Source organism: Nocardia fodinahabitans, assembly GCF_052983615.1.
Window position 1 is genome coordinate 4446846 of record NZ_JBRJJC010000001.1, and the last position, 23822, is coordinate 4470667.

General features: G+C 67.0%; 26 protein-coding genes and 2 pseudogenes. 8 read left to right on the forward strand and 20 right to left on the reverse strand.

The genetic code is table 11. The features are described from left to right. The 6 genes from NV348_RS20630 to NV348_RS20655 all read right to left on the reverse strand — a co-directional run bounded on the left by NV348_RS20630 (nt 1) and on the right by NV348_RS20655 (nt 9836). Nucleotides 1–816, reverse strand: coding sequence for an ESX secretion-associated protein EspG (locus NV348_RS20630; protein ID WP_447148366.1), 816 nt, complete (start codon nt 814–816; stop codon nt 1–3). Continuing rightward, nucleotides 813–2186, reverse strand: coding sequence for a hypothetical protein (locus NV348_RS20635; RefSeq protein ID WP_447148367.1), 1374 nt, complete (start codon nt 2184–2186; stop codon nt 813–815). Before NV348_RS20635 ends, NV348_RS20630 begins: the two co-directional genes overlap by 4 nt. Further along, nucleotides 2186–2560 (reverse strand): hypothetical protein, encoded by a 375-nt coding sequence (locus tag NV348_RS20640; protein WP_447148368.1) that lies wholly within the window; start codon nt 2558–2560, stop codon nt 2186–2188. The genes NV348_RS20635 and NV348_RS20640 overlap by 1 nt, the downstream gene beginning before the upstream one ends. Before the next feature lie 18 nt (nt 2561–2578). Next, nucleotides 2579–3115 (reverse strand): DUF3558 domain-containing protein, encoded by a 537-nt coding sequence (locus tag NV348_RS20645; RefSeq protein WP_447151106.1) that lies wholly within the window; start codon nt 3113–3115, stop codon nt 2579–2581. 910 nt (nt 3116–4025) lie between these two features. Further along, complete coding sequence (locus tag NV348_RS20650; protein WP_447148369.1) at nt 4026–5117, reverse strand: IQM protein middle domain-containing protein; 1092 nt, start codon at nt 5115–5117, stop codon at nt 4026–4028. 15 nt (nt 5118–5132) lie between these two features. Beyond that, nucleotides 5133–9836, reverse strand: coding sequence for a toxin glutamine deamidase domain-containing protein (locus tag NV348_RS20655; protein WP_447151107.1), 4704 nt, complete (start codon nt 9834–9836; stop codon nt 5133–5135). On the opposite strand from NV348_RS20655, the gene NV348_RS20660 reads away from it, so the two are divergent. Next, entirely contained in the window at nt 9807–10439 is a 633-nt protein-coding gene (locus NV348_RS20660) for a hypothetical protein (protein ID WP_447151227.1), read from the forward strand. The two genes, NV348_RS20655 and NV348_RS20660, sit on opposite strands and share 30 nt — an antisense overlap. Here NV348_RS20660 and NV348_RS20665 read toward each other — a convergent pair. The 7 genes and pseudogenes from NV348_RS20665 to NV348_RS20695 all read right to left on the reverse strand — a co-directional run. After that, nucleotides 10335–10733 (reverse strand): annotated as a pseudogene (locus tag NV348_RS20665) (WXG100-like domain-containing protein); the annotation flags it as partial. The gene NV348_RS20660 and the pseudogene NV348_RS20665 overlap by 105 nt on opposite strands. Next, on the reverse strand, nt 10734–11051 hold the full coding sequence (locus NV348_RS20670) for a type VII secretion target (protein WP_447148370.1): 318 nt from the start codon (nt 11049–11051) through the stop codon (nt 10734–10736). Beyond that, nucleotides 11048–11554, reverse strand: a complete 507-nt coding sequence (locus tag NV348_RS20675) for a YbaB/EbfC family nucleoid-associated protein (RefSeq protein ID WP_447148371.1) — start codon at nt 11552–11554, stop codon at nt 11048–11050. The genes NV348_RS20670 and NV348_RS20675 overlap by 4 nt, the downstream gene beginning before the upstream one ends. Before the next feature lie 92 nt (nt 11555–11646). After that, complete coding sequence (locus NV348_RS20680) at nt 11647–12996, reverse strand: SagB family peptide dehydrogenase (protein WP_447148372.1); 1350 nt, start codon at nt 12994–12996, stop codon at nt 11647–11649. Nucleotides 12997–13035: 39 nt separating this feature from the next. Continuing rightward, entirely contained in the window at nt 13036–14013 is a 978-nt protein-coding gene (locus NV348_RS20685; protein ID WP_447148373.1) for an ABC transporter substrate-binding protein, read from the reverse strand. Between the two features lie 107 nt (nt 14014–14120). Beyond that, a complete protein-coding gene (locus NV348_RS20690) occupies nt 14121–16157 on the reverse strand; it encodes a M13 family metallopeptidase (protein WP_447148374.1) in 2037 nt (678 codons plus the stop codon). 126 nt (nt 16158–16283) lie between these two features. Beyond that, a complete protein-coding gene (locus NV348_RS20695) occupies nt 16284–16730 on the reverse strand; it encodes a hypothetical protein (protein WP_447148375.1) in 447 nt (148 codons plus the stop codon). Between the two features lie 302 nt (nt 16731–17032). Between NV348_RS20695 and rplN the strand changes: the two genes are divergently transcribed. Genes rplN through NV348_RS20715 form a run of 4 tightly spaced genes read left to right on the forward strand, consistent with a single transcriptional unit; the run spans nt 17033 to nt 18476 of the window. Next, complete coding sequence (gene rplN / locus NV348_RS20700) at nt 17033–17401, forward strand: 50S ribosomal protein L14 (RefSeq protein ID WP_043647623.1); 369 nt, start codon at nt 17033–17035, stop codon at nt 17399–17401. Nucleotides 17402–17403: 2 nt separating this feature from the next. After that, entirely contained in the window at nt 17404–17721 is a 318-nt protein-coding gene (gene rplX / locus NV348_RS20705; protein ID WP_019045061.1) for a 50S ribosomal protein L24, read from the forward strand. Between the two features lies 1 nt (nt 17722). Further along, nucleotides 17723–18286 carry a 50S ribosomal protein L5 gene (gene rplE / locus NV348_RS20710; RefSeq protein ID WP_019045062.1) on the forward strand — a complete coding sequence of 188 codons (564 nt, stop codon included), beginning with the start codon at nt 17723–17725 and terminating at the stop codon, nt 18284–18286. A 4-nt stretch (nt 18287–18290) separates the two neighbouring features. Then, the gene (locus NV348_RS20715) at nt 18291–18476 is read left to right on the forward strand and encodes a type Z 30S ribosomal protein S14 (protein WP_014981705.1); all 186 of its coding nucleotides are present in this window, start codon (nt 18291–18293) and stop codon (nt 18474–18476) included. Nucleotides 18477–18562: 86 nt separating this feature from the next. Here the strand turns inward: NV348_RS20715 and NV348_RS20720 are convergent, their stop codons facing one another. The 3 genes and pseudogenes from NV348_RS20720 to NV348_RS36505 all read right to left on the reverse strand — a co-directional run. Next, nucleotides 18563–19009 (reverse strand): PIN domain-containing protein, encoded by a 447-nt coding sequence (locus tag NV348_RS20720; RefSeq protein ID WP_447148376.1) that lies wholly within the window; start codon nt 19007–19009, stop codon nt 18563–18565. Further along, nucleotides 19006–19239 (reverse strand): CopG family transcriptional regulator, encoded by a 234-nt coding sequence (locus NV348_RS20725; RefSeq protein ID WP_447148377.1) that lies wholly within the window; start codon nt 19237–19239, stop codon nt 19006–19008. Before NV348_RS20725 ends, NV348_RS20720 begins: the two co-directional genes overlap by 4 nt. A gap of 122 nt (nt 19240–19361) precedes the next feature. Beyond that, nucleotides 19362–19658, reverse strand: a pseudogene (locus NV348_RS36505) (DUF8020 domain-containing protein); the annotation flags it as partial. A 115-nt stretch (nt 19659–19773) separates the two neighbouring features. Here NV348_RS36505 and NV348_RS20735 point away from each other — a divergent pair. Continuing rightward, the gene (locus NV348_RS20735) at nt 19774–19932 is read left to right on the forward strand and encodes a type Z 30S ribosomal protein S14 (protein WP_447151108.1); all 159 of its coding nucleotides are present in this window, start codon (nt 19774–19776) and stop codon (nt 19930–19932) included. A 97-nt stretch (nt 19933–20029) separates the two neighbouring features. Here the strand turns inward: NV348_RS20735 and NV348_RS20740 are convergent, their stop codons facing one another. From NV348_RS20740 to NV348_RS20750, 3 genes are all read right to left on the reverse strand, one after another. After that, the gene (locus NV348_RS20740) at nt 20030–20431 is read right to left on the reverse strand and encodes a PIN domain nuclease (protein ID WP_447148378.1); all 402 of its coding nucleotides are present in this window, start codon (nt 20429–20431) and stop codon (nt 20030–20032) included. Continuing rightward, nucleotides 20428–20652, reverse strand: coding sequence for a type II toxin-antitoxin system VapB family antitoxin (locus NV348_RS20745; RefSeq protein ID WP_447148379.1), 225 nt, complete (start codon nt 20650–20652; stop codon nt 20428–20430). The genes NV348_RS20740 and NV348_RS20745 overlap by 4 nt, the downstream gene beginning before the upstream one ends. A gap of 214 nt (nt 20653–20866) precedes the next feature. Then, complete coding sequence (locus NV348_RS20750; RefSeq protein WP_447148380.1) at nt 20867–21304, reverse strand: DUF7832 domain-containing protein; 438 nt, start codon at nt 21302–21304, stop codon at nt 20867–20869. Nucleotides 21305–21446: 142 nt separating this feature from the next. Between NV348_RS20750 and NV348_RS20755 the strand changes: the two genes are divergently transcribed. Together NV348_RS20755 and NV348_RS20760 are read left to right on the forward strand one after the other, a co-directional pair. Then, the gene (locus NV348_RS20755; protein WP_447148381.1) at nt 21447–21698 is read left to right on the forward strand and encodes a hypothetical protein; all 252 of its coding nucleotides are present in this window, start codon (nt 21447–21449) and stop codon (nt 21696–21698) included. Between the two features lie 213 nt (nt 21699–21911). Continuing rightward, the gene (locus tag NV348_RS20760) at nt 21912–22124 is read left to right on the forward strand and encodes a hypothetical protein (protein ID WP_379075675.1); all 213 of its coding nucleotides are present in this window, start codon (nt 21912–21914) and stop codon (nt 22122–22124) included. Nucleotides 22125–22142: 18 nt separating this feature from the next. Here NV348_RS20760 and NV348_RS20765 read toward each other — a convergent pair whose 3' ends face one another. Then, nucleotides 22143–23660, reverse strand: coding sequence for an alpha/beta hydrolase (locus NV348_RS20765; RefSeq protein ID WP_447148382.1), 1518 nt, complete (start codon nt 23658–23660; stop codon nt 22143–22145). Nucleotides 23661–23822 lie beyond the last annotated feature (162 nt).

Genomic DNA, 23822 nt, shown 5'->3' on the forward strand with positions numbered 1-23822 from the left:
TCAGCGCCTGCGGGTCGGCCGGTCGGTGCAGATCGCGATCTGCCTGGCGAGCCGGTGGGTCAGTTCGGCGGGCGGTCCGGGGATCACGGTGAACTCGTCGGGGCCCTGGTGCTGAAGTAGGTAGCGGCCGTCGTCGGGGTAGTCCAGCCAAAGGAACGCCTTGCCGTCCCCGGTGGGCCGGGCGTCGACCTGGTAGCCCGGATAGACGGTGATCTCGCCGGTCCCGATCCGGGCGCGGCGGAAGAAGCGCTGTGTCTGTTCGGCGGGGGACAGGCGGGTGGGATGTTTGGCATAGGTGGCGGCGTCGAGATCGCTGCGCCGCCCCTGGAAGCGCGGCGTGGTCCCGCCCGGCACCCGGGGCAGCGCCGCGACGATCTCGGCGGCCAACTCGGCCAGCGGCACGATGCTCAGCGTGAGGTCTCCGCCTTGCTCTCGGGTGGGCCCGTGCGCCTGGACCGCCAAGGCCGCGTGATCCTCGATGATCCCCGCGTACACCCGCACGACCTCCGCCTGGCCGGGCCCGTACAAGCCCTCGATCTCGACCCGGACCTGCGGCTCGAGCAGCGCACCGAACACCCTGTGCAGCCGCTGGTCATAGACCTGCCGCAGCCGGAGCCCGGCCGCTCGGCGCCGCTCGGCGTGGATCTCGATCGTTTCCGCGAACTCTGGCCGAAAGGTCAGCGGATACGGCAGCCGGTCCCGCCCGTGGCCCTCGACGCCGATGGCGAACGCATGTGGGTCGAGTCGCCAGCGGCCGAGCGGTACCTGCTCGCGCTGCGCCGGTTCCCAGTCCTCCAGAGCTTGGTCCCAGCTCACCCGCCGATCACCCCACCCGCCGGCAGGGTCGGCGGCAACTGCCCGATGAGCTCGCTCTCCCGATCCTGGATGAGGTAGTCGGGACTGGTGTGCTCGTTCTCGTCATCCTTGCCATTGCCACCACGCCCGCCGCCCATCATGCCGGGCATGCCGCTCATGCCCCGCCCACCGGCGGTGCCTGCCGTCGCCGCGCGAGCACCGGAGGCAGCGCCACCGGGAGTGCCCGACACACTGCGCCCCGCACCGGGCACGGCCGCACCGGTGGGCACACCGGACCCGGGCGAGCCGCCGCCGGGCGAGCCGCCGGTCTTGGTGTCACCGGGAGTCGTCGGCTGCCCGGTCCCTGGTGTCGTCGTGGCGGGAGTGGTCGCGGACGGATCGGTACTGCTCGGCGAGGTCGAGTCGTCGGTACTGTCGTCGCTGCCGTCGTCGTTCTGATCGTCACCGGTATCGGTCGTCTGCGGCGACGTCGTACCCGGATTCTCCTGCGTCCCGGCGGGATTAGTCCCCGGCGTGGTGCCGTTGTTGTTGTTGGTGTTCCCGTTGGTGGTGCCGTCGTTGCCGTTCCGGGTGCCGGGACCGCCGTCCCCCGGATTCTCGGTGTTGTTCTGCGGCAACGGAAGGACCGGGGTCTTGCCGTCGACGATGACCGAACCCGGCTGATACGTGCCGATCATGAAGAGCCGGGCGTCTTCCTCCGCCTCGGTGGCGCGATGCTTCGCCGCCTTGACCACGCCGTTGCCGGGAATGTGACTGATGAACTCGTCGAAGCCGGAAATATCGTCCGGCTTCGGAATCGCGATCTTCGACTGCCCGAGCAGACCCTGCATGTGGTCGATCCCGTTGGCGACCATCTGGAATGCCGTCGGCAGCTTCGTCGCGTCGGTGGTGTAGCTCTTCACCGCCTCGATCGCCGCATTACCCGACTGCCCCGACCACTTCTCGGACAGCACCCGCTCGAAACTGTTCCGGTAGTTGGTCACCGCGGTCTCGGTCCCCGTTGTGAGCCGCCGCCAGCCGTCCGCGCCGGCATTCACCGCCGTCGCGTCGACACCGGAACTCCCGTCCGGACCATTGAGCGCCTGCCAGATCTGCTGGTGTGTCCAGGTGCTGAACGGTTCCGGCGAAGTGATCGCCGCCTTGTCCATCGTCAGACCGGAATTGGCACTCAACCGCGACCATTCATCGGTGATGATGGCCCGGTCGCCTTCCCACGCTTCCCGGCCGTCCTGGTCGAGCCGGCTGAACTCATCGGCCCGGTCATAGTTGTCCATGACCTTGAAAACACCGAACGTGCCCACGTGACCCAGGAACTCACCGACCGCACCGGCACCATTGACGACCGACCCGACCCCATCCCAGAACCCCATCAGAGACCGGCCCCTGTCGCACCCAGCGCGCCGGCGGTCTGCTGGTCTACACCTTGCAGTTTGCCGATGGCGGCGAGGAAGGTGTCGCGTTGGTCGCGGGCGATAGCGATGTGTTCGTCCAGGCGTTTGACCGCCGAGTTGTCGGCCGAGGCTTTGCCTTCGAGCTTTTCTCGGATGGCTACCGCGGAGGGCAGGTCGCCCCATCCGTTCAAGTGCTCCAACGTCGCCGCCTCGAACTTCTGCTGCTCGAGTTCCGTGATGTACTGGCTGACCACGTTGGCGATAGCTTGACCGAGGTCTTCCTCGATCTTGAAGTCGCCGCTGATCGCCTGAGCCTTCATGCTCCGCCAGTAATCTGCATGGTCCTGTGTCATTGCCTAGTTCCCCCCGGACTACTTCGGTAGCTTCGGCTCGAGCGCCGCTGCAAATGTCGCGGCCATCTCGCAGGTATCCCCGACGCGGGGTCCTTCCGTGCTGAGCCAGCCCACCTTGATTTCGAACATGCCCTGCTCGGCCTCGAACGACACGTAGCAGCTGTTGGGATCGTTCTTCTCTTGCGAGACCAGACCGGGACGTGCATTCACCGTCGTGTCCCGGACATTGACGAGGCTGTCCTTGGCACGCGCCTGGACCAGCGTGTTGCTGGTCGAGATTACGGCCACCCGGCGCTTCCCGATCTCAGCCCGGTCATCCAGCGGCGCCCAGTTGCAGATTCGCCAAGACGAAGCACCGGTCGGCGGATCAGTAGTCACTCGCTTCGTCGCCGGATCGAGACCGGCGCCGCGCAGCGCGTCATCCGACAGATCCCCCCGGCAAGGGTTGAACACCTCGGCCGTCCCCGCCTTCGTAGGCCCGGCTGCCCCCTGCTCGGTATCCCCACACCCAGCAAGCACCGCCACACCGGCCAGCCCACAGGCCACGGCCCGCATCACCACAACGCCTCGCACAGCTCTCCTACCTGGTCAGACGCGACAGTTCCCCGCCACTACATCCTTAGACGCACCCAACCCCCGACCGGTTCCATCCCCGACCGCAGCAATCCGTCATCGCCAACGACCTTACGGATACCCACCCGACCCGAGCACAACCTCCTCGCCGGTCGTCCCGCCGCGAACGTCACCAAGCTTGATGACTACCGACCCGCGCCCAAACCCATCAGCGCGGTACTGCCGAATCGCCACGGTCAAGTCCAACTTCCGGATCGTCAGATCCCGATCGAACCGATGAGGTCAGAGGTCGAACGTCGTTGTGGTCAACCAGGGTTCGCCCTGATGGCGAGGGTAGGTGATTTGCTGCACCGCATCGACCAGGAACCGCGACAGCGGAGCCGCGCGGTAGTCGACCTTGTTGGTGAACTGTCGATGGTGACGTGATGGTCGATCGGCGGCTGGGGTGGATCCGCCCTGGAGACAGCCTGAATTCGATACGTCAACAGCCGGTCGACCTCGGAAATCCGGTCGATCCGCGTCTGCCACGGCTTCGGTTGGACTCCTTCGGGCAATCGAACATACGGCAACGTCGGCCATGGACGCAACCCGCGCGTACAACTACTCGACCGAGGAATCCCCGCAGTTCGGCCGGGTCATAGGACATTTGAACGAGTGTTGGAAGCGGCTCTCCCAACGAGAGGCCACCGGCGAGTGCCTGATCTCCTCCATCGGTGTCAGCGTGGCGAGCGGCACTGTCAGCGGGGTGTGCGCGACGACGTGGTCATCGAGTTCCCTGTCGAACTGCACCGAGTGCAGGATCGAATTGACGACCGGCCGCCAGCAGCTCACGTCACTCGCCTCCAATCGACTGAAATCGGTATTTCCTGTTCATCCGACGGACTCGGGATCCTCATTCTGTCGAGTGGTACTCGATCTGAACGTCGCCGATATCTATGCCTTGCCGCTGGAGGCTGTCCATCACTTGGCGGGTATATCTTCTGGCCGGCCGGTAGTGGCTACTCTGATCGCTCACCAGGAGAACTTTCCCGGCTGCCGCCTGAATTTCTCCGGCTCCCGCAACCGGTGCTCCCGCCAACAGGCTTGAATGATGAAACTCGCCCAGAGTATGGAGCGGTGCGGAGTAGAGGTATCCATCATGATCCATGACGAAAATTGCTCGCCCACCTCCTGGAGTCCAGAGCGTCTGTGCCGTCGCAGTGTCGAACAACTTGCCCTTGTCGTCGTGCAGGAGGCCGTCGTAGCTATGCAGGCGGAAATCTTGCCGCGCTGTATCGTCCAGATATCTGACTTGCTTCCCATCCCATGCGGAGTTCCCGGGAAGGTGCTCTCCATGGAATGCGGGAAGTATCGGTGTCGTCGCATAACGGGTCGCGCTCGGCTGAACGCTTGTTTCGTCGAGTCGGAAAATTCTTCCCGGTTCCACTCTTCCGGTGTCGATCAATTCTCGGATAAATTCGCCCGGGTCACGAGCGGAGTCGGCGGCATAGACGATGACATCGTGGCTTCCGTTCCAATATGGAGAGAAGAATCCGAAAATAGTTCCGGAACTCATTCTCAGCAGCATGAACGGTCCGTCCTCGCTGTCGTGATTGAATCCGCGAGCGAGGCGTCCCTCCAGTTCGTTCACCGTGAGCGCGAGCCTGGCTATCGGTCGTGCATTCTGGAATTCGCTAAGGTAGTCGGCGGACAAGGGGGTATAGGGAGGCGTCGGCCACGGGCGCCTCGAATCCATGCTCTCGACGATTTGCGCCAGGAAGTGTCGTAACTCGGCCTCCGGATGGCGCATCCGAACAAGAGTCGGCAGCGGTGCCTGGTGCCTGAGACCGTCGGCGAGCGATCGGTATTCGTCATCCGCGGTCAGGTTCTCGATCGGTTCGACCACCAGCGCGTTGGCGATCCGGGCCGCCAGCTCAGGGCCCAACTCTGGTTCGAACTGGATGTGGTAGAAGATTCGTTGAACGATCCCGGTCCAGAAGTTCATCCTCTATTCCCTTCCTCATCGCGGTGCTTCGAACTCGACCTGGGCCGCGCTGAGCGGGATCCCGAGCCTACGTAGATGTTCGATGGCCTGCAAAGTGTGGCCTCGTTCAGGTCGATAGTGCCCACTGGAGTCGGTGAGCAGCTGCAGCACTCCGCCGCTGACAACGAGTTCTCCGGCGGCGGCGACAGGAGCTCCAGCGAGAAAGCTCGAGTGATGGAAACGGCCAGCCGAGTGGCTGAGTGAGGCATAGAGGTTGCCGTTCTGGTCCATGACGAATATCGCCCGCCCGCCGCCGCTCCACACCGTCTGGGCTCTGCCCGTGTCGAACAACTCTCCATTTGCGGTGTACAGGAGTCCGTTTCGTATTTCGAGGCGAAGCGCTCGACGCCTGTTCGGGTCGAGGTAGTCGACGTGAGAGGGCGGCGTTTGCCATACCTGGTTGCCCGGGATGTGCTCGCCGTCATATTGCTGACCCATGTTCTGGGTTTGGAACGGAGGGCCTGGGCGATAGGCCCTTGCGCCGAATTCGTCCACCACTTGCTGGGGAGCCGGAGGCGCAATCTGTGGTCGGAACTCGGCAGCGTGGCGTGTTGTAGGTGGCGGGACGGTGCTCGGCGTCGCCGGCGGGACCGAGGCGCTCGCTGCGGGATCGCGCGGGGGGAGGCCGAGAATTCTTCGCCACAACGGGCGTCTGCCACCGGTGCGCGACCGGTGGTTGGGATTCGGGGCGCCCCACGAATGAGGGTCGTGGGGTGTGTGCGGAGCCGAATGCGGCGTGGTGCTGTCGACCGGTCGCGGCGCCTGACTCGTCGGTGCGGATGTCGGGAGTGTGGGCCGCGGTGGCGGGTTGGATTCGGGTGCGCGGAAGTCGCGGCGGGGCGGAGGCGGGAGGTGTCGACTGTTGTCGGGTACCGGGTGAGCAGCCAGGTTCCGGGTGTTCGGCAACGAAGTCGGCGTGGTCGGTCGGGGCGGCTCGGATTCGGTGTTGCTGGTCGATGGATTGCTGAGCCAAGGCGGTGGCGGCAGGGTGAATCTGGCGCGATCTACGGCAGCGCTGAGCTGGTCGAGATCAGCGGGGGATACGTGGTCACCGTTCGGGTCCAAACCGAGTTGGTCGCGCAGCTGGGCGGTCAATCCCGGCAAGTCGACGTTCGGATGGGTTGTGCCGGGCAATCCCGAGCTGTCGACGGGCATGTGCATGTCGGCGTCGGCGGGGTTGGTCACCGGGACGAGATCGACCATCATCCAGTCGCCGTTGGGAAGCCGGAAACCGCCGTTGAAGTGCAGATCGACGGCGAACTGGGCGCGTTCCAGCAAGGCGGCGACCGCGGCGGGGTCGAGGTTCGCCGCGCCGGTGAGGTGGATACCGATCCGCATGACCGAGACAGGAGCGCCCAGGGCGGTGGTGTATCTGCCCCAGGTGAAGCGTCGGCGACCGCTGGGATCGGTGACCGGCTGCACGCCGCCGTCCGGCCGGCGGGTACGGAGGTTGTCACGGGCAACCCGTGCTCGGTTCGCGTTCTGGACCTGCTGGGGTGTGGGCGCGGAGGAAGCAGGCGGGGGCGGGGTCGCGCTGCTCGCGGCCGGGTGCGGCGCGGCTCCAGGGGCGTTCGGCAACCCGGTGGACGGTACGGGTTGGGGCGATGCGGTCTGGGTGCTCGTGGGAGCAGTTGTGGTGCTGGGAGTTTCGTCCGGCTGCGAATCTACTGCTCGAAGCTGCCCTCCGTCGGCCAGGCTCCCGTCGCTCGGGAGCGGGCTTCCGCCCAGGACGCCGCCGAGGCCGCCAGACTGTCGGTCGGGTGAAAGTTGTACGGGTTCTTGGTGATTGTCAGGATCTGACTGGTGGTCGGGGTGTCCGCTTGTTCGAGCGAGGTCACCTGCATCTCGTACCGGACCGTGCTCTGGTCCTCGGAGGTCTGTAGAAGGCTGATCCGGTGAAGCGGGGGGTACACCTGGCCGCCCTGTATCGGGCGCCCCGTCTCGATCGCCTGGTCGTACTCCTCGCCGATCATCTTCGGTGGGAGGCTGCGGTGTTCGGTGATCACTCCGGTCTGCTTGTTCAGAACGTAGTTCACCAAGCCCAGCCCCCAACCCTGCTCGAGTTCCTGATCCGTCAGTGTCGCTTGGCTGACCCAGCCGTGCCGGGTTTCCATCATGCTGAATTCCCGGTTCGGTCCGAACCATCGGGCCAGCGACTGTCTGGCTTGATCCTCCGTGAGAATTGGTTCCGCCATGGGGGTTTCCTCCATTGGGATCGATGGGCGTGAAGTCGAGAGTCAACGACGCATCCACCATCCACGATGGTGGTGTGTCGGAGGTCATGCCGGACTGGGGATCCCACCACACAGGGCCGGTTGCGCCAGGTGGGTAAACGATCACGGTCGCATGGGATCCGCCCATTTTTGGCGATCCGTCGTCGTTGTACAGGAAGTTGCCCGCAGCATCCTGCGCGTGCCACCTGTTGACAACCAACGCGGATGAACCGGGACCGAGCGCCGCGACGTGATCGTGGAGTGCTTGATACTGCTGGCCGATCGACAATCCTTTGAAGTGGAGCAATCCACCGCCGAGCCACTGCGCGGCCCGTGCCAAACCTGAGGCTTCGCCAGTTCGGGTATCCGACGTGCCGTCCGGCTTCTTGTCGTCGTTGCGAGGGGCTGCTACCTGCGGTCGGCCGTAGAACGACGACAGCGCGGACAGTGAACAGTCCAGGCAGTTGTTGCGGCGTCCTCGGACGGTCGGCCCACCGTCGTTGATGGCTGAACCGTATGGATTGGTTCGGGGATCGGCGCCGATCGTGAATTCGTTGCCGCTGCGGAGAGCATTCTCTACGTCGGATTGGAACCGCGCTTGCTCGACCGGAGCCAGCTCGCGCGGACCGAAGGTGCGGAGATCGGACGGGTTCGAGAACGGCGCAGGCGTATTCGCTCTGGCGATGTCGTTGCTGATCGCGCAGAGGTCGTCTTCGGTGGGTGGCTGCTCGGGTTTGCCGGGGGGCAGACCCATGTGCTCGCGCAGGTCGTTGGCGAGGTCGAATCGGTGCTGCTGGGTGTTCAGGCGAAGGTCGGTGGCGTTGGGATTCGTCGAGAATTCGACGTCGACGAGGAGCCGGTCGCCGCCGGGGAGCTCCCGATTGTGGTTGAAAGTGGCGTCGATCGCAGCGTGTGCGTACTCCATTTCCTGGTGGAGTTCGGCCGGGGTCATCAGGTGTGCGTTGGGGATGTAGGCCCGTATGGTAGCCACCGCCACCCATTGACCTCCCACTTGGAAGCGTCGGATTCGGTAGGCGGGTGGTCGTGATTGGGACGGGTCACGGTTGGTGTCGACCGTGGTGATTCGGCCGTCCTGCGAGGGAAGGTTTCGCAACGAATCGCGGAGCGGACGAGCATCCGGGCTGTGGCCGGGTTCGATGTGTGAATCCGGCGTAGTCGGCGTCGGGGTGGGCGTCGGCGTCAGCGGCGCATTCTGCGCCGTCGTCGGGGCAGCCGCAGCCTCAACGGTTGTCGGCGTATCGATCGAGTTCGGCTGGCTTGCCTGTGGATCGGCGGGCGTCGTGCTTTCCGGCGGTGTGGATTCGGGGTCGCTCGGTGGCACTTCGCGCTGGCCACCGGATTGCTTGGGAGGATCTAGGCTTGCACGTTGCCCGACTTCATCCAGGCCCCGTCCTGCTTGTGTCGGCTCATCGCCTTGCCTGCTGTGATCACTGCCAGTTGAGGAAAGCGGGTTGGTATTCGACCGGTTCGGCGCGGGTGTGGGTGGCGTCGTGGTGGTTGCCGGGGGTGTGGTGGTCGACCTTGGTGATGGTGTCGGTGTGGTGGAGGTCGGGGTCTGGGCAAGAGGGGGTGGGGGAGTCGTCGGGGTGGACGACGGTGTGGTGGTGGACGGTGCCGCAGTTGTTGTGGGCGTGGGGGTTCCGGTTTGTGGGGCCGGAGTGGTCGTGGTGGCGGCGGTCGACGTGTCGGTGGTGGTCGGCTGGGTTGTCGGTGGGTTCGCCGGTGTCGTCGGGCCGGGTTGGGTGACGTCGTTCGGCGTCAGGGTGGTGGGAACCTGTTGTACGGGTGGGTTGTTCGCCGGGTCCGTGTCGGTCGGATCGGTCGGGAGAGACTGCGGTGGCAGATCCGTTGTGGAGCCGGTGGGCGTGATCGAGGGGGCCGTGTCGCCCGGAGACGGGATGGTCGGTACGTCCGCGTTGTCGTGGCCATCGGTGGTGGTCTCGACGGCGGCCGGTACCTGGACGGGGCCGTTGTCGTCGCGGATGGACGGCACCGAGCCGTCTGGAGTGGATGGGACGGAGTCGTCCGGGGTGGACGGCGCGGAATCGTCGGGGGACGGCGCGCCGTCGTTCGGGTTCGACGGGGACAGCTCGGTGTCGGGTGCGTTGTTCTGCGGTGCGGTCGCATCGTCGGTGGGCGAATCCGGGTCGCCCGTGGACGCGGGGTCGGTCGCGCCGTCCGTATCACCGTCGGTGGGAGGGGTATTCGCTCCGTCGTCATCGGTTCCGGCCGGTGTGGTGCTGTCGGGCTCGGTGTCGGTGCCCGCGGGTGTGGTGTCACCGGGCTCGGTGTCAGTTCCGGCGGGCGTGGTCGCGCCGGGGTCGCTCGGTGCCTGGTCGTCGGTGCCTGCGGGAAGGGTGGTGTCGAGGGCGTCGGTGTCGAGCTCGGGGACCGTCGGTGCGGTGGCGGGTCCGCCGTGGCCGCCGGATTCCAGGGTGCTCTGCACGCCGCCCGCGCCCGCGCTGGTGAAGGTCTCGAGGCCGATGTCGAGTTTGAACTCCTGGCCGAGGAGCGCGGCGCCCACGCCGGCGGCGGCGACCTGGGCCGAGACGTCGGCGCCGAGTTCGGTGACCGTGCCGCCGACCACCTTGCCCGCCAGCTTGCCGGTGGTGGAGGAGGCGAGGTCGCCGAGCGCGCCGGTGCCGCCACCGAGGAGACCGCCGACCGCGCCGCCGACGGCACCGCCGAAGGTGGCCAGGCCCAGATCGGTCAGGCCGAATTTCGACAGCGAGCGGTCGCCGTTGGAGAGCTGGATGAGGCGGGCGGACAGGTCGGTGCCGCCCTCCTCCAGAGCTTCGAACGCGGCGCCGCGCAAGGCGAGTCGGGCGGCGGCTTTGGCGGCGCCGCGGGTCAGCATGCGGGCGATCAATTGCCGGATCGCTACCCGGACCGCGATCTGTCCGGCGACTCTGGCCGCGGCGCCCGCCACCGCGCCGATTCCGGTCCACGCGGTGAAGCCGGCCACGACCAGCTCGGCCGCGGTGATGATCATGGTGCCGATGATCACCAGCTTGGTGTGCTCGATGTCGTTGGCGCCGTCGTTGAGTAGTTCGGCTTGCGTCTCGCACCATTTCCGGACGGCGGTGAACGTCGCCTCGTCGCCGTTGAGCAGTTTGTCGCGGAAGGCGGCGACGGTGGTGTGGGTTTCGCCTTCGGACAGGGCCGTCAGTGCGACGTTCAGCGCGACGGCGGCGTTGTCGTCGACGGTGTTGAGCGTCTGCGCCATGGTCGTCCAGGCGTCGGCGACGCGGCGCATCGCGGTCTCGTCGCCCTCCGGCCAATCACCGGCGCCGAGAATCCATTTCGCTACCCATTGCAGTTCATCGGGGATCTCGATGCCCATTTACGCGGTTCCGGTGGTTTGCCCGAGCGCGCCCGCGGTGGTGGTGTCCTGGGTTTCGAACGCGGTGGCGATGGTGACCAGGTTCGCGCCGAGCTGGGTCATCACCGTGGCCAATCCGGTGACGGCCTGCTGGCCGGAGTCGACGCCAGGGGTGTAGTTCTCGGCGAATGCCTGGCCGATCTCGTCGTTGCCCCAGCATTCGCCTTCGTTGCTGATCACACTCGCCAGCGCGGCGGCCGCGGTGGTGATCGTGTCGGCGACCGAGGTGAACGACGGTTGGGTGGCGCGCAGTGCCTGCGGGTCGACCTTCAGCGTCACTGGAGGTAGCTCCGGTTGCGGAAGTAGTCTCCCTCGTCGTCGTCGGAATCCTCGACCAGGCGGCGCGGGGGCTCGGGCTCTTCCGCGGCTGGTGGTGAAGTCAGTTGGGCGATCAGGTCTTTCACGCTGACGGCGCCGGGGACCAGGTCGGGCAGGTCGGGCAGTTGTCCGGCCAGATCCGCGATGGGCGCCATCGCCTGCTCCTGGACCTGCCGCACCGCGATGGTCATGGCGGTGATGGCCTCGGTGATCGAGCGGCCGAGCGAGTCCGGCGTCGACCGTTTGAAGGCATCGGGCTCGATGTGTACTTCGCTGACACCGGCGATGGTGCCGGTGACGCGGACCAGGTTGTCGGCCGACCACGCGCTGGCCGCTTCGGTGGCCCGCGCCTGTGCGTCGAGCAGCGCGGACTTGTCGGCGGTGAACGAGTCGAGCATCGCATCGATCTGCGCGCGCAACGCGTCGTTCGCCGCGCGGGTCGGCGCCGACCAGTCCTCGTTCATGAGCCCCTCGATCCGATAGGAAGCACGTCGAAAGGTTGGACGCGCGAGACCCTCCGATGGTTCCCCGGAGGTGAGATGGATCTCGAAGGGCGTCAGGCGGTGCGGGAGCCCACGATGATGCTGCCGACGTTGCATTCCTCGAGTTCGTCGAGGCCGGTGGCGGTGGCGAAGGCGGTGGTGTCGCTGAAGCCCTGGGCGACGACGCCGAGGTTCATGGCGGTCGCGGCGAGGTAGACGGTCTGCATGAGGACGCCGACATGCTTGAGGATATTGGCGTAGGCGACCTGCTCGTAGCTCCACATGACGCGGCCAGCGCGGGCCGAGACCAGCAGCAGGACCTGGGGTTCGGCGCCACCGGCGAGGGTGGCCGAGGTGGACTTGAGCAGCTTCTGGACGGCGGGGGAGTCGGCGGGGGCGACCGGGCGCAGGGCGTGGTCGGCCGAGTCGTAGTGGTACATCCCGTTGTCCAGGCCGGCGACATTGCGGATCACCGGGTAGATCTCGAGCTCGTAGGCGCCGCCGCCGGAGGGGTAGGGGCGGGAGCCGTCGGCGCGGGTGCGGGCGCTGCGGAACAGCAGCTCGCCCAGCTGGTCGGCGGTGATGGGGGCCGCGTCGTCGAAGGCGCGGGTCGACACGCGATCCTCGAGGGTGGCGGTGAGGCTGGGGTCGGCGGCGCGCAGGCCGTCCAGGTCCGGGCGGGCCAGGGCGATCGGCTCGCCGGCGAACGGCGCGCGGCGGGCGGGCAATTCGGGGAAGCGGCCGTCGGCCCAGCGGGTCGGGCCGAAGTCGTCCCAGGTCACCGTGCGGGCGCCGAGGGTGCTGCGGCGATGGAACCACAGGTCGGGGGCGTTCCAGGAGCGGGTGCTGAACTCGTGCTCCTCCTCGTCGCCGTCGACGAGGAAACCGCACCACTGCAGATCCGCCATGAACTGCGACTTCACCGCGGCGGGCACCGGCGAATCGGCCGCCATCGGACCGTCGAGCAGCGCGAGCAGTCGCGGATCGTGCACGCGTAGATCGCACCACGCCCGCGGGTGCTCGAGCACGAAACCCTGGGCGTCGCGGTGCAGGACGGCGAACTTCGACAGCGTCGCCGACCAGGTCGGCAGGGCTACCTCGGGGCGCGGCGCGGGCTCGGCGAACGGGCGGATGCTGTAGAGGTCGCGGCCGCCGTCGCGCACCGTCACGGCCAGCCAGCCGCCGTCGGTGAGCTTGCGCATCAGCCCGGTGATGTCGTCACCGGCGGCGGCGGTCGACATCTCGGCCGCCGTCGCCGGGCCCTGGTTCAGCGTCTTCAACGCCTGCAGCGCACCGGCGCCCAGCCCGGTCAGCTTCACGTTGCGCGGCGGATTCAGCAGCACCGCCCCGGCCGGGGTGGTGAGGCAGGTGACTCCGGCGCGCAGCGAGAATCGGGTCTGGGCGGGGTACGTGGAGGCGAGCACAGCGCAGTCCTTGCTGGGTCGAACGTGGTGGGGGAGGTGCTACTTCGCCGCGGCGGCGAAGGCGGGGCCCAGTTTGTCGAGGATGTAGGGCACCGACAGGGCGGACGGCTGGTTGATGGCGCTGATCTCCTGCGTGGTCAGGAAGACCACCGAGCCCTTCTCGACCGACGGCAGCTCGCTGTAACCGGGCAGCTGGCGGTACTTCTCGTCGAGGCCGGGGGAGTAGCCGGCCAGCAGCAGGTCGGCGGACAGCTCGTCGACGCGCTCCGGCGAGAGCGCCAGGCGGCCCTGGTTGGACGGCTGCGCGGTGAGGTTGGCCGGAATGCCCATGCCCAGCTGGGTGAAGACCTTGGCCGAGCCGTCGTTGGGGTCGGTCAGCACCATCAGCTGCGCGGGGCCGGCCAGCCAGGTGCTGGCGAAGGTCTTGCCCGTCAGGCCGGGGTTGGCGGCGGTGATCGCCGCGATCTGGTCGTCGACCTTCTTGATCACCGCGGTCGCGTCGGATTCCTTGTGCAGCACCTTGCCGAGCGCGGTGACCTGGTCCTGCCACGGGGTGACGGCGTCCTTGGTCAGCGCGGGCAGCGTCGGCGCGATCTTGGACAGCTCGTCGTAGGTCTTCTGATCGGCGATGAACGGGTCGGCCAGGATCAGGTCCGGTTCGAGCGCGGCGACCTGCTCGGCGATGCTGCCCGTGGTGTTGAGGGCCTTGGCCGACTTCAGGCTCTCCGGCTCCCACGGCGGGGTGCTCTTGGAGACCGCGGAGATGTTGTCGATGTAGCCGACGGGGACCACCCCGAGCGCCAGCGAGGTGTCGAGCCACTGGTTGCCCAGGGCGACGATCTTCGCCGGCGTCCCGGTGACGGTGGTCTCGCCCTTGGCATGGGTGATGGAGACCGGCTCGCCCGAGCCCGCGGCGTCGTCGCTGGAACCGCAGGCGGCGACGCCGAAGGCGAGCGCACCGGCGAATGCGGCCACGGCCACGCGCCGCCAGCCGCGCGAAGTCCGAACAGACGTCATCGTTGCATCCTCCTTCATCGAGGAAGGTTCCTCGATCGGCTCGTGGAGCCGGTTCCAACGTAGGTCAGCCTAGGCTAACCTACGTCGGCGTGGGAGGGGCAACGTCCCTAGAGTGTGACCCGCTGATCCTGCGGCATGAACAGCTTGTCGCCGTCCTTCACCTCGAAGGTTGTGTAGAACTCGCCGATATTGCGGACGACCTGATTGCAGCGGAACTCGTTGGGCGAGTGGGTGTCCTGCAGGGACTGCAGGGTCGCCTCCTCGGTCTGCTTGTCGCGCCACTGTCGCGCCCAGGAGAAGAACATGGTGCGGAAGTCGGGCTGCTCACCGGTGCGCTCGGCGCGTTTCTGATACGCCGCCAGCGCGATCTGCAGGCCGCGCAGGTCGGCCAGGTTCTCGCCGACGGTGAGCGCGCCGTTCACGTGCTGGCCCTCGGGCGCGCCCACCGGTACCAGCACGTCGTACTGCTCGATGAGCTGCTGCGCCTTGGCGTCGAAGGCGGCGCGATCTTCCGGCGTCCACCAGTCGCGGCGGTTGCCGTCACCGTCGTACTTGGAGCCCTGGTCGTCGAAGCCGTGCCCGATCTCGTGGCCGATCGTCGAGCCGACGGCGCCGTAGTTGACCGCGTCCTGGGCGCCGGAGTCGAAGAACGGCGGCTGCAGGTAGGCGGCGGGGAAGACGATCTGGTTGGTGGTCGGGCTGTAGTAGGCGTTCACCGTCTGCGGCGACATGCTCCACTCCGACTTGTCCACCTCGGTGCCGAGCCGGGCGAACGCGCGCTTGGACTCGAAAGCGTTGATGGCGATGAGAGATTCGATCAGCTTGCCGCGGGTCACCTGCACCGAGGAGTAGTCGACCCACTTGTCGGGGTAGCCGATCTGGGCGACGATCTTGTCCAGCTTGGCGATCGAGGCCTCGCGGGTGGGCTGCGACATCCAGGTCGAATTCGTGAAGTTGTCGCGGTAGGCGGCGCGCAGATCGTCGACCATCTCCAGCGCGCGGTCCTTGGCCGCGGGCGGGAAGTGCTTGTCCACGTACAGCTTTCCCAGCGGTTCGCCGAGATTGTCGTCGACGACGCCCACCGCGGAGCGCCACATCTCCGGCTTCTCCTCCAGACCGCTGAGCACCCGGCCGACGAAGTCGAAGCGCGCGTCGGCGATCGCCTTGGGCAGGAAGCGCGCGTAGGTGTTGGCGATGTGCAGCTTCAGGTAGTCGCGCCACTGGGCGAGGTCGACCTCGCTCCACAGCTGCGCGGCCGCGGTGATGAACGACGGCTGGCCGACGACCATCTTGTCGAACAGCGACTTGGGCCGGTCGGTCATGCCCGCCAGCCACGGGTCCCAGTCGAACTGCGGGCCGAGTGCGGTCAGCTCCCGCCAGCTCATCAGGTTGTAGGTGGCGTCGGTGTTGCGCAGGCGCACGCTGTCCCAGTGGTTCGCGGCGATCCGCTTCTCCAGGTCGACGGTCCGCTGCGCCACCCCGGTCGGGTCGGCCATGCCGAGGCCCTTGGCCAGCTGTTCGAGGTAGGTCTGGTAGCCGGCCAGCTGCGTGGCGAACTCCGGCTTGCGGTAGTACTGCTCGCCCAGGGTGAGCCCGGCCTGGCTGACGCTGGGGATGTAGGCCTTGGAGTTCTTGCGGTCGATGCCGATGCCCATCCCGATCAGCCCGGAGATCGGCGCCTCGGCCATGACCTTCGCCAGCTCGGGCTTGCCCGCGGCCTGGTCGAGCGCGGTGAACAAGCCGTCGAGCGGCGTGATGCCGAGGCGCTCGATCTCGTCGAGGTCGAGGCGGGCGTCGTAGAGGTCCTTGATCTGCTGGGCTTCGGTCCCCGGCTTCGGGTCCTCGATGCCCTCGATGATCGCGCGCAACTGCGCGAGCGTGCGGTCGTTGGCGTCGGTGATCGCGCCGACCGAGGCCTTGTCCGGCGGCAGCTGGTAGTCGCGCAGCCAGGCGCCGTTGACGTGGCGGTACAGGTCGTCCTGCGGGCGGATCGCCGGATCGCCGCCGCCCATGTCCACGCCGGTGAGCTTCACTTCGGGGGAATCGGACGTGCACGAGGCCAGCGCGGCCGCCACGGGCACCAGGCCCATGGCGATGAGGAATGCGCGGCGGTCCACGACCGACGGACGACCGGACGATGTCACTAGGTTCCTTCCCCGATGCGGCAGCCGCACCCCTGCTCGTTGCGATCCAGCCCGCCCAGGCTACCGGCGGGCGGGCCGATCGGTGGAGGTAGCGATGAGCCCGGCCCGTTTCCGGGCCGGAGCGGCTCAGTCCGAGGAGATGCCCGCGCTGCCGGTAGCCATGTCGCACGCCAGGCCGCTGCCCGCGTTCAGGATCTTCGCGACGGTGGGTACGCGCTTGGTGACCAGTGGCGCTCCGGTGGCGTGCAGCAGCAGCGAGAGCTGCACCTCGACCTCGGTCTCGACGTGGTAGTAGGCGGTAGCCTTGGCCACGGTCACGCCGCCGACGTTCACCTCCAGGTCGACGGTGTCGCTGGCGAAGAACTTGCCGTTGGCGACGAAGTCCACCTGCGCGCCGACGTAGTCGTCGAGGCCGACGACGTCGATCTTGGCGGTGCAGCCGACGGTGAGGGTGTCGGTGAGCATGTCGATGATCGGGCCTGCGGCGGCGTGCGGCGCGGTCAGGGCGAGCACGGCGGCGAAGGCGCTCGCGGTGGTCGCGAGACGGCGGGTGGTCGGCAGGGTGATGCGCATGTGCGACTCCTCATCAGCTCGTACCTCGACGAGCAGGGCGACCGTAGCAACGGCGTGATCGCGCGCACAGTGGTTTGAAGCATATCTGCTTCAGATTTGCGGAACGACCCCCGATTTGGGTCGACCTGGGGATTCGCCTACACTAGACCGGTTGCCTGCGGGAGCTCTGCGCTCGCAATCCGGCAGTGAACCCCCAGTGGTAGGTATTTCCGCTGGCAGGCGCGCGTCCGGAGGGTGACTGACCATGTGCGTCGGGTCGGCAATCCGGCGTACGTATACATCCAGGTCCAGGAGGTGCTGAAGTGATTCAGCAGGAGTCGCGACTGCGCGTCGCCGACAACACCGGGGCGAAGGAAATCCTTTGCATCCGCGTGCTCGGTGGCTCGTCGCGTCGCTATGCCGGTATCGGTGACATCATCGTCGCCACCGTCAAGGACGCCATCCCCGGCGCGAACGTCAAGAAGGGCGACGTCGTCAAGGCTGTCGTCGTGCGCACCGTCAAGGAGCGCCGCCGTCCGGACGGTTCCTACATCAAGTTCGACGAGAACGCTGCCGTGCTGATCAAGCCGGACAACGATCCTCGCGGCACCCGCATCTTCGGCCCGGTCGGCCGTGAGCTGCGCGACAAGCGCTTCATGAAGATCGTTTCGCTGGCCCCGGAGGTGCTCTGACCATGAAGGTGCACAAGGGTGACACCGTCCTCGTCATCTCGGGCAAGGACAAGGGCGCCAAGGGCAAGGTCATCCAGGCCTACCCGGCGACCGGCAAGGTTCTCGTCGAAGGCGTGAACCGCATCAAGAAGCACGTCGCGGATTCCGCGAACCAGCGTGGCGCCTCCTCGGGTGGCATCGTGACCCAGGAAGCCCCCATCCAGGTTTCCAACGTGATGGTCGTCGACTCCGACGGTAACCCGACTCGCGTCGGCTACCGCACCGACGAAGAGACCGGCAAGCGGGTTCGGATCTCCCGTAAGAACGGGAAGGACATCTGACATGACCACCTCTGAGCAGACTCAGCCCCGGCTGAAGGCGCGCTACCGCGCCGAGATCAAGGACGCGCTGAACAGCGAGTTCGAGTACGCCAACGTGATGCAGATCCCGGGCGTCGTCAAGGTCGTCGTGAACATGGGTGTCGGTGACGCCGCCCGTGACGCGAAGCTGATCAACGGTGCCATCAAGGACCTCGAGCTGATCACCGGTCAGAAGCCGGAGGTCCGCAAGGCCACCAAGTCGATCGCGCAGTTCAAGCTCCGTGAGGGCATGCCGATCGGTGCCAAGGTCACCCTCCGTGGCGACCGCATGTGGGAGTTCCTGGATCGCCTGGTCTCCATCGCGCTGCCGCGTATCCGCGACTTCCGCGGTCTGTCGCCGAAGCAGTTCGACGGCAACGGCAACTACACGTTCGGCCTCAGCGAGCAGTCGATGTTCCACGAGATCGACGTGGATTCCATCGACCGCCCGCGCGGTATGGACATCACCGTGGTGACCACTGCGACCAACAACGAAGAAGGCCGTGCGCTGCTGAAGCACCTCGGCTTCCCGTTCAAGGAGAACTGAGCACATGGCCAAGAAAGCACTGGTCAACAAGGCCAACGCCAAGCCGAAGTTCGCGGTCCGCGCCTACACCCGCTGCCAGCGTTGCGGCCGCCCCCACGCGGTGTACCGCAAGTTCGGCCTGTGCCGCGTGTGCCTGCGCGAAATGGCCCACCGTGGCGAGCTCCCGGGCGTGCACAAGAGCTCCTGGTGAGCCCGCGCTCGGAGTGAGCGCAGCCGCCTAGGCGAATAACGAAGCAAGGCACGGACTCTCGGTCGAGAGTCCGTGCCTTCGTGCGTTCAGAGGTCGGCAGGCAGGAGTCGGAAGGATCGGTGCGCGGTCAATGGTGTCAGCGCGCGGAAGTCGCGATGGTCCAACGTGAGGATTGTGGCTGTCTCGTACTCGGCGGCGAGCGCCACGCAGACGGCGTCGGCCAGGTCGAGGTTCAGGCTGGGATACAGGGTGCGTACGGCATTTGCCTGGTCGAGAACGTCGGGGGTGAGCGCGGCGATTTCGAACTCATCGGTTCGTGCCTGCGCGCTGAGGTCTTCGATCATCGACCTGGCGTGCTCGCGTCCCAGTTCGCGTCGTCCGACATGGTCGAGTTCGGCGAAGCCCAGTGGCGAGAGCACAACCAGACCGGCCCGTTCCAGGGAGGCGAAAGCCCCGTCACTTTCCGGCGCCGAGGTATCGAACGCGGCGATCAGGCCGGACGTATCGGCGATGACGATGCCCGTTCCGGTCACGCGACGTCGTCTTCGGCGAGAATCTCCTCGGTTCGGGCGGCGAGCGTCGGGTCACCGCTGGCGAATCGGCGCAAGCGCAGCGGTTCGGAACGTCGACGCAATCGCATCGCTGCCAGGTGGATCGCCTCGCGGATGATCTCGGCTTCGCTCGCGTCCGAGTTGGCCGCAGCGTCTTTGATAACCGCGAGGTCGTCGGCTTCGGCGTAGACCATAGTTCGCTTGAGTGGCATATGTGTATTGTCGCATATATGCCGCTGGAACCGAAGGCTGGCGCTGGAAGCGAGTTCGACCGATGCGGCGCCAGGGTGACCATGTTCTCCTCGAAGGCGAGGACGCGCGGCACACTGCTGAGGAGCGTGCCGTCGGCCGCGACAGCCTCGATGGCGTCGTCGGTCACGCGGAACGTGCCGCCGGTCAGGGAGGCGGCGAAGGTGTTTCCGTCGCGCGCCGCTTCGTAGCCGAGTCCGTGGTCGACACCGCTCGTGCTGGCGGGCAGGGCGGCCAGCGCCTCCTGAGTCGTCGCGGGAGGCGACGCGACCGCGGTGGCCTCGACGACGACGCCGATCGCTGCGATGGCGAGCGCGGTGGCGAGGACGAACTCGCCTTCTGCGATGCGGTCTGCGAGAACGAAATCCGCGGTGCAACAGATGGGTCAGGAAGTTCTCGGTCAGATTGCTCGTGAACTTGGTGAACGGGCTCGAGGTCGCGGTGATCGAGCAAGACCCGCGAGACACGATGATCGGTCCACCGGGCGCAGGACGGTACTGGTGAACCAACGGGCCGCATGCCTTGCCGCCTACACCCGCTGCCAGCGTTGCGGCCGCCCCCACGCGGTGTACCGCAAGTTCGGCCTGTGCCGCGTGTGCCTGCGCGAGATGGCCCACCGTGGCGAGCTCCCGGGCGTGCACAAGAGCTCCTGGTGAGCCCGCGCTCGGAGTGAGCGCAGCCGCCTAGGCGAATAACGAAGCAAGGCACGGACTCTCGGTCGAGAGTCCGTGCCTTGTCGCGTTTGTGGGGATTTCAGTCTATACGTTGAACGGGTTGCCCAGTGAGACGGGCGATGGTCTCGAAGTCTGAATCTGCATGCAGCACAGTCAATTTGTGGTGTGCGGCGGTCACCGCGACCAGGAGGTCTACCGGGCTCGCGCATTGGTGCCAGCCCTTCTCTGCGAGGCTGTCCTGCAACTGCGCGGAATGCTCCCAGCAGGACTCGGGCATCGTGAAATAGGGAAAGATCTCGTGGAGCAGACTGGCCGCCTCATAGTAGGCGGGACGACCGCCCGCAGCGCGCAGGTACTCCTGGCGAACAGGTTCGCAGATGCACAACAAGCCGGAGTTGGCCAACTGATCCCATTGCGCACCTGTCTGGCCCCGAAAGAACCGGACCAGGGCGCTGGTGTCGGCGAGGAACCGTTCTGTCACGCCGCCGACTCGTGGCCTGGGCGTGTCGACGTGGTTTCGGGAAGGTCGATCTCGCCGCTGGCCACCAGCGCCCGCATCCGGGCGATCGCCTCTGCGCGGTGTCGGCGATCGATGATCTCGCGCAACGCGGCGTTGACTGTGTCCTTCTTGGTTGAGGTTCCCAGGTACCGAGCCGCCTCGGCGAGTGCGGCATCATCGAGATCCACCACTGTCCGTGCCATCCACAACCTCCGGGTGATATAAACTTTTCGAAAAGTATATCTGAGCAACTGTCGTCTCCTCAAGCGCCGGACGACCAACGTGTGAAAGGCATGGATCGCTGGTGTGGCGTCCGTGCCCACCGTGGCGAGCTCCCGGGCGTGCACAAGAGCTCCTGGTGAGCCCGCGCTCGGAGTGAGCGCAGCCGCCCAGGCGAATAACGAACGACGGCACGGATCAGCCGGCGTCTGGCCGCCATTCCGCCCATGCCTCGTCGAGAAGTGCCGCGACGGCGTCGTAGATCTCCCAGGTGTCGGGGACGTGATAGGTGGTTTCGTATCGCGCGATCTCGGGGATGCGGTCGTAGGCGCGCAGGTATTGCCGGTAGGCGGCCGCCGCGAAGGCCTGGCCGTGGTCGTTGAGGTGGCCCTCGTTCAGTTCGCCGCAGCAGTGGTCGAGTAGATAGCGGCCGGGGGTCTTCGTGCGCTCGCGCAACGCCGCCAGCTCGGGCCGTGGCCGGGCTTCCGGTTCGCCCCAGACGAGCACGGTCGGCGAATGCAGGTCGTGCGCGACGGCCCAGGCGTAGAACATGCCGATGTGGGTCGCGCCCGCCTCGCTGTCCAGGCCCAGTTCCGAGGTCGTGTCCGAGTGCCAGCCGCAATCGTCGTAGGTCATGGTTCCCCCCCAGTGGTCGATGGATTCTCAGGATTGCAGTCCGCACCGACATTTCGGCCGGTCGCCGGGGTGGTTTCCGCAAGTTAGGTGAAATATGTGGATTTCACTCTTGTGGAGGGCCTGCTTCGTGTTCCCTTGGCGCATGAAGAAGTTCGCTACCGTCGCCGTTCTGTCCTGTGCGCTGCTGTCGGCGCCCGCCGTCGCCTCCGCCGCCCCCGCCGCGCCCGCGCCGGTCGCCGACTCCGGGTCGTCGCAGGGCGGTACGGGTTCCTCGCAGGGTGGGTCGGGGTCGTCGGAGACCGCGCTGATCTGCTCGCCGGTCGCACAGTTGCTGTTCGCCACGGGCAGTGTCGAGAAGCCGCCGCTGTACGACCTGCTCTGCCTGTTCAGCTGAGTCGGGTCTCGACCCGCAGGTGGGTCAGGGCCGCGAGCACGCGGCGATGATCGTCGGGTACTCGTCGATGCTCAGCCGATCTCCCGGGTATGGCGGGCTGACCGAGCCGTTGCTCCGAGGGTGTGGACTTCTCAACGGAGTTCGTGCCCTCGGAGGCGATGCCCCGGCAAGTCGGGGCGTGCGGACGGCGCGGGTGGACGGCACGGTAGAGCCATGAAGAAGCTCGCCGTAACCTCCGCCCTCGCCCTGTTCCTCCTCGCCCCCGCCGTCACCGCGACCACCGCGCACGCCGAAACGCCGGTCGCCGGCAGCGGCTCGTCGAGCCTGGATGTCCTCTGCAGCCCGGTTGGTGGGCTGCTCGTTCTGGCGGGCAGCGCCGAGAATCCGTACGGCCCGCTGCTCAGCATGGTGTGTGTCACCCGCTGACCGCTACGTCCCCGCAGGTCAGCGGAAGGGGGACCGGTCGATCCCGCAGCGGAGGTCGGCCGGGGGGAGCTGGCCGGTGAACAGGTAGTCGCGCTTGACGTGTTCGGCGCAGGTGCTGGGCACGTACATGCTGCTGTGGCCCGCGCCTTCCACCACGACCACGCGGGCATTGGCCAATTGCGCGGCGCCGGCGACGGCGCCGCGCAGGGGCGTCGCCGGGTCGTATCTGCTGTTCAGGACCAGGATCGGGGCGGCGGTGTCGCGATTCCATGGACCGGTGTAGCGGTCGGTGTCGCGGGCGGGCCAGAAGGCGCAGGGGGTGGCGTTGAAGACGGCGGTGCGGCCGAAATACGGGACGCGCAGGTCTTCGAGGGCGCCGACCCGGCTGTAGACGACGGGGTCGGTCGGGACGATGCTGTCGGCGCACTGGATCGAATAGAAGGCCTCGACGCGATTGCCGGGTTGTTCCTTCGCGAAGACCGCGTCGTGGGTGACGGCCGGCTGCAACGCGGTCCCGGCGTCGAAGAGCTGTTGCAGCAGGATCGCCAGGTCGGGATAGGTTTCCGGACGTGCGAGGCTGCCCGCGGCGGTAACGATCTGCCCGTAGGTCCACGGGGTGCCGTCGACGACGATGGGCGCCAGGCGCGCGCGTTCGGCGAGCGCGATCCACTTGAGTTTCGGCTCGCCCGCCGAGAACGCGCAGTCCGGGCCCGCGGCCGAGCAGGCGCGCAGGAACGCGTCGAAGGTCTCGGCGACGGCATCGGCCACGCCTTGGCGGGTGTCCAGCGGCAGGTTCGCCCCGTCGGTGCCGTGCCCGTTCGCATTGCCCTCGAAGTCCAGCGACCCGTCCAGCGCCATCGCCCGCACCCGGCCCGGGAACATATTGGCGTAGACCGCGCCGACCTGGGTGCCGTAGGAGATGCCGTGATAGGTCAGCGCCGCATCGCCCACCGCGCGGCGCAGCAACTCCAGGTCACGGGCGGTGTTCGCGGTCGAGGCGTGCGCGAGGATCGGGCCCGCGGACTCGCCGCAGCGGGCCGCGATGTCTGCGGAGCGGGCGAAGAACTCCGGTTCCTCGGCGGCGTTCGCCGGCGTGCCGGGGAAGGTCGCGAAGTAGGTCTCTTGCTCGTCGGCCGAAGAAAAACAGCTGGTCGGCGCGCTGCGTGAGACCGAGCGCGGATCCCACGACACCAGATCGAACCGGGCCCGAAGTTCCTCGGAGAACAGCCACGGCCACCGCGCCCGCTCGCGGAGCCGATCGACGCCCGACGGCCCCGGCCCGCCGAAGTTCACGAACAGGGTGCCGAGCCGCTGACCGGGATCGGTCGCGGGCAGCTTGATCACCGCCAGCTCGATCTGCTCGCCCTGCGGACTGCGGTAGTCCAGCGGAACCTGCGCCCAGGTGCAGGAGAAGCCGTCCTCGCAGTCCGACCACTGCAGGCCGGGTGTGCTCGCGGCCTCGGCGAGCGGGTCGACGTAGGGATCGGCCGCGCTTGCGGGAGCCGGGACGGTGAGGGCGCCGAGACCGAGCAGCACCGCGAGAACGCGAGTCCAGCTACGGCGAGTTCCACGGCGCCCAGAGCGCGAATACAACTGCCGAGCCTCCTGCACAGATCGGGCGAACCTCGCGAAGCTATCACATGCTTACTTCAGGAAACTAGTTGGCGGCGAACGGAATTCGCCGAGTGCGCCCCGTCC

Bases quoted from the DNA above. Each gene is read 5' to 3' on its own strand.
- NV348_RS20635 (WP_447148367.1), bottom strand. From the start codon at position 2,186: ATGGGGTTCTGGGATGGGGTCGGGTCGGTCGTCAATGGTGCCGGTGCG.
- NV348_RS20640 (WP_447148368.1), bottom strand. From the start codon at position 2,560: ATGACACAGGACCATGCAGATTACTGGCGGAGCATGAAGGCTCAGGCG.
- NV348_RS20645 (WP_447151106.1), bottom strand. From the start codon at position 3,115: ATGCGGGCCGTGGCCTGTGGGCTGGCCGGTGTGGCGGTGCTTGCTGGG.
- NV348_RS20650 (WP_447148369.1), bottom strand. From the start codon at position 5,117: ATGAACTTCTGGACCGGGATCGTTCAACGAATCTTCTACCACATCCAG.
- NV348_RS20675 (WP_447148371.1), bottom strand. From the start codon at position 11,554: ATGAACGAGGACTGGTCGGCGCCGACCCGCGCGGCGAACGACGCGTTG.
- NV348_RS20685 (WP_447148373.1), bottom strand. From the start codon at position 14,013: ATGACGTCTGTTCGGACTTCGCGCGGCTGGCGGCGCGTGGCCGTGGCC.
- NV348_RS20695 (WP_447148375.1), bottom strand. From the start codon at position 16,730: ATGCGCATCACCCTGCCGACCACCCGCCGTCTCGCGACCACCGCGAGC.
- rplX (WP_019045061.1), top strand. From the start codon at position 17,404: ATGAAGGTGCACAAGGGTGACACCGTCCTCGTCATCTCGGGCAAGGAC.
- rplE (WP_019045062.1), top strand. From the start codon at position 17,723: ATGACCACCTCTGAGCAGACTCAGCCCCGGCTGAAGGCGCGCTACCGC.
- NV348_RS20715 (WP_014981705.1), top strand. From the start codon at position 18,291: ATGGCCAAGAAAGCACTGGTCAACAAGGCCAACGCCAAGCCGAAGTTC.
- NV348_RS20725 (WP_447148377.1), bottom strand. From the start codon at position 19,239: ATGCCACTCAAGCGAACTATGGTCTACGCCGAAGCCGACGACCTCGCG.
- NV348_RS20745 (WP_447148379.1), bottom strand. From the start codon at position 20,652: ATGGCACGGACAGTGGTGGATCTCGATGATGCCGCACTCGCCGAGGCG.
- NV348_RS20750 (WP_447148380.1), bottom strand. From the start codon at position 21,304: ATGACCTACGACGATTGCGGCTGGCACTCGGACACGACCTCGGAACTG.
- NV348_RS20755 (WP_447148381.1), top strand. From the start codon at position 21,447: ATGAAGAAGTTCGCTACCGTCGCCGTTCTGTCCTGTGCGCTGCTGTCG.
- NV348_RS20760 (WP_379075675.1), top strand. From the start codon at position 21,912: ATGAAGAAGCTCGCCGTAACCTCCGCCCTCGCCCTGTTCCTCCTCGCC.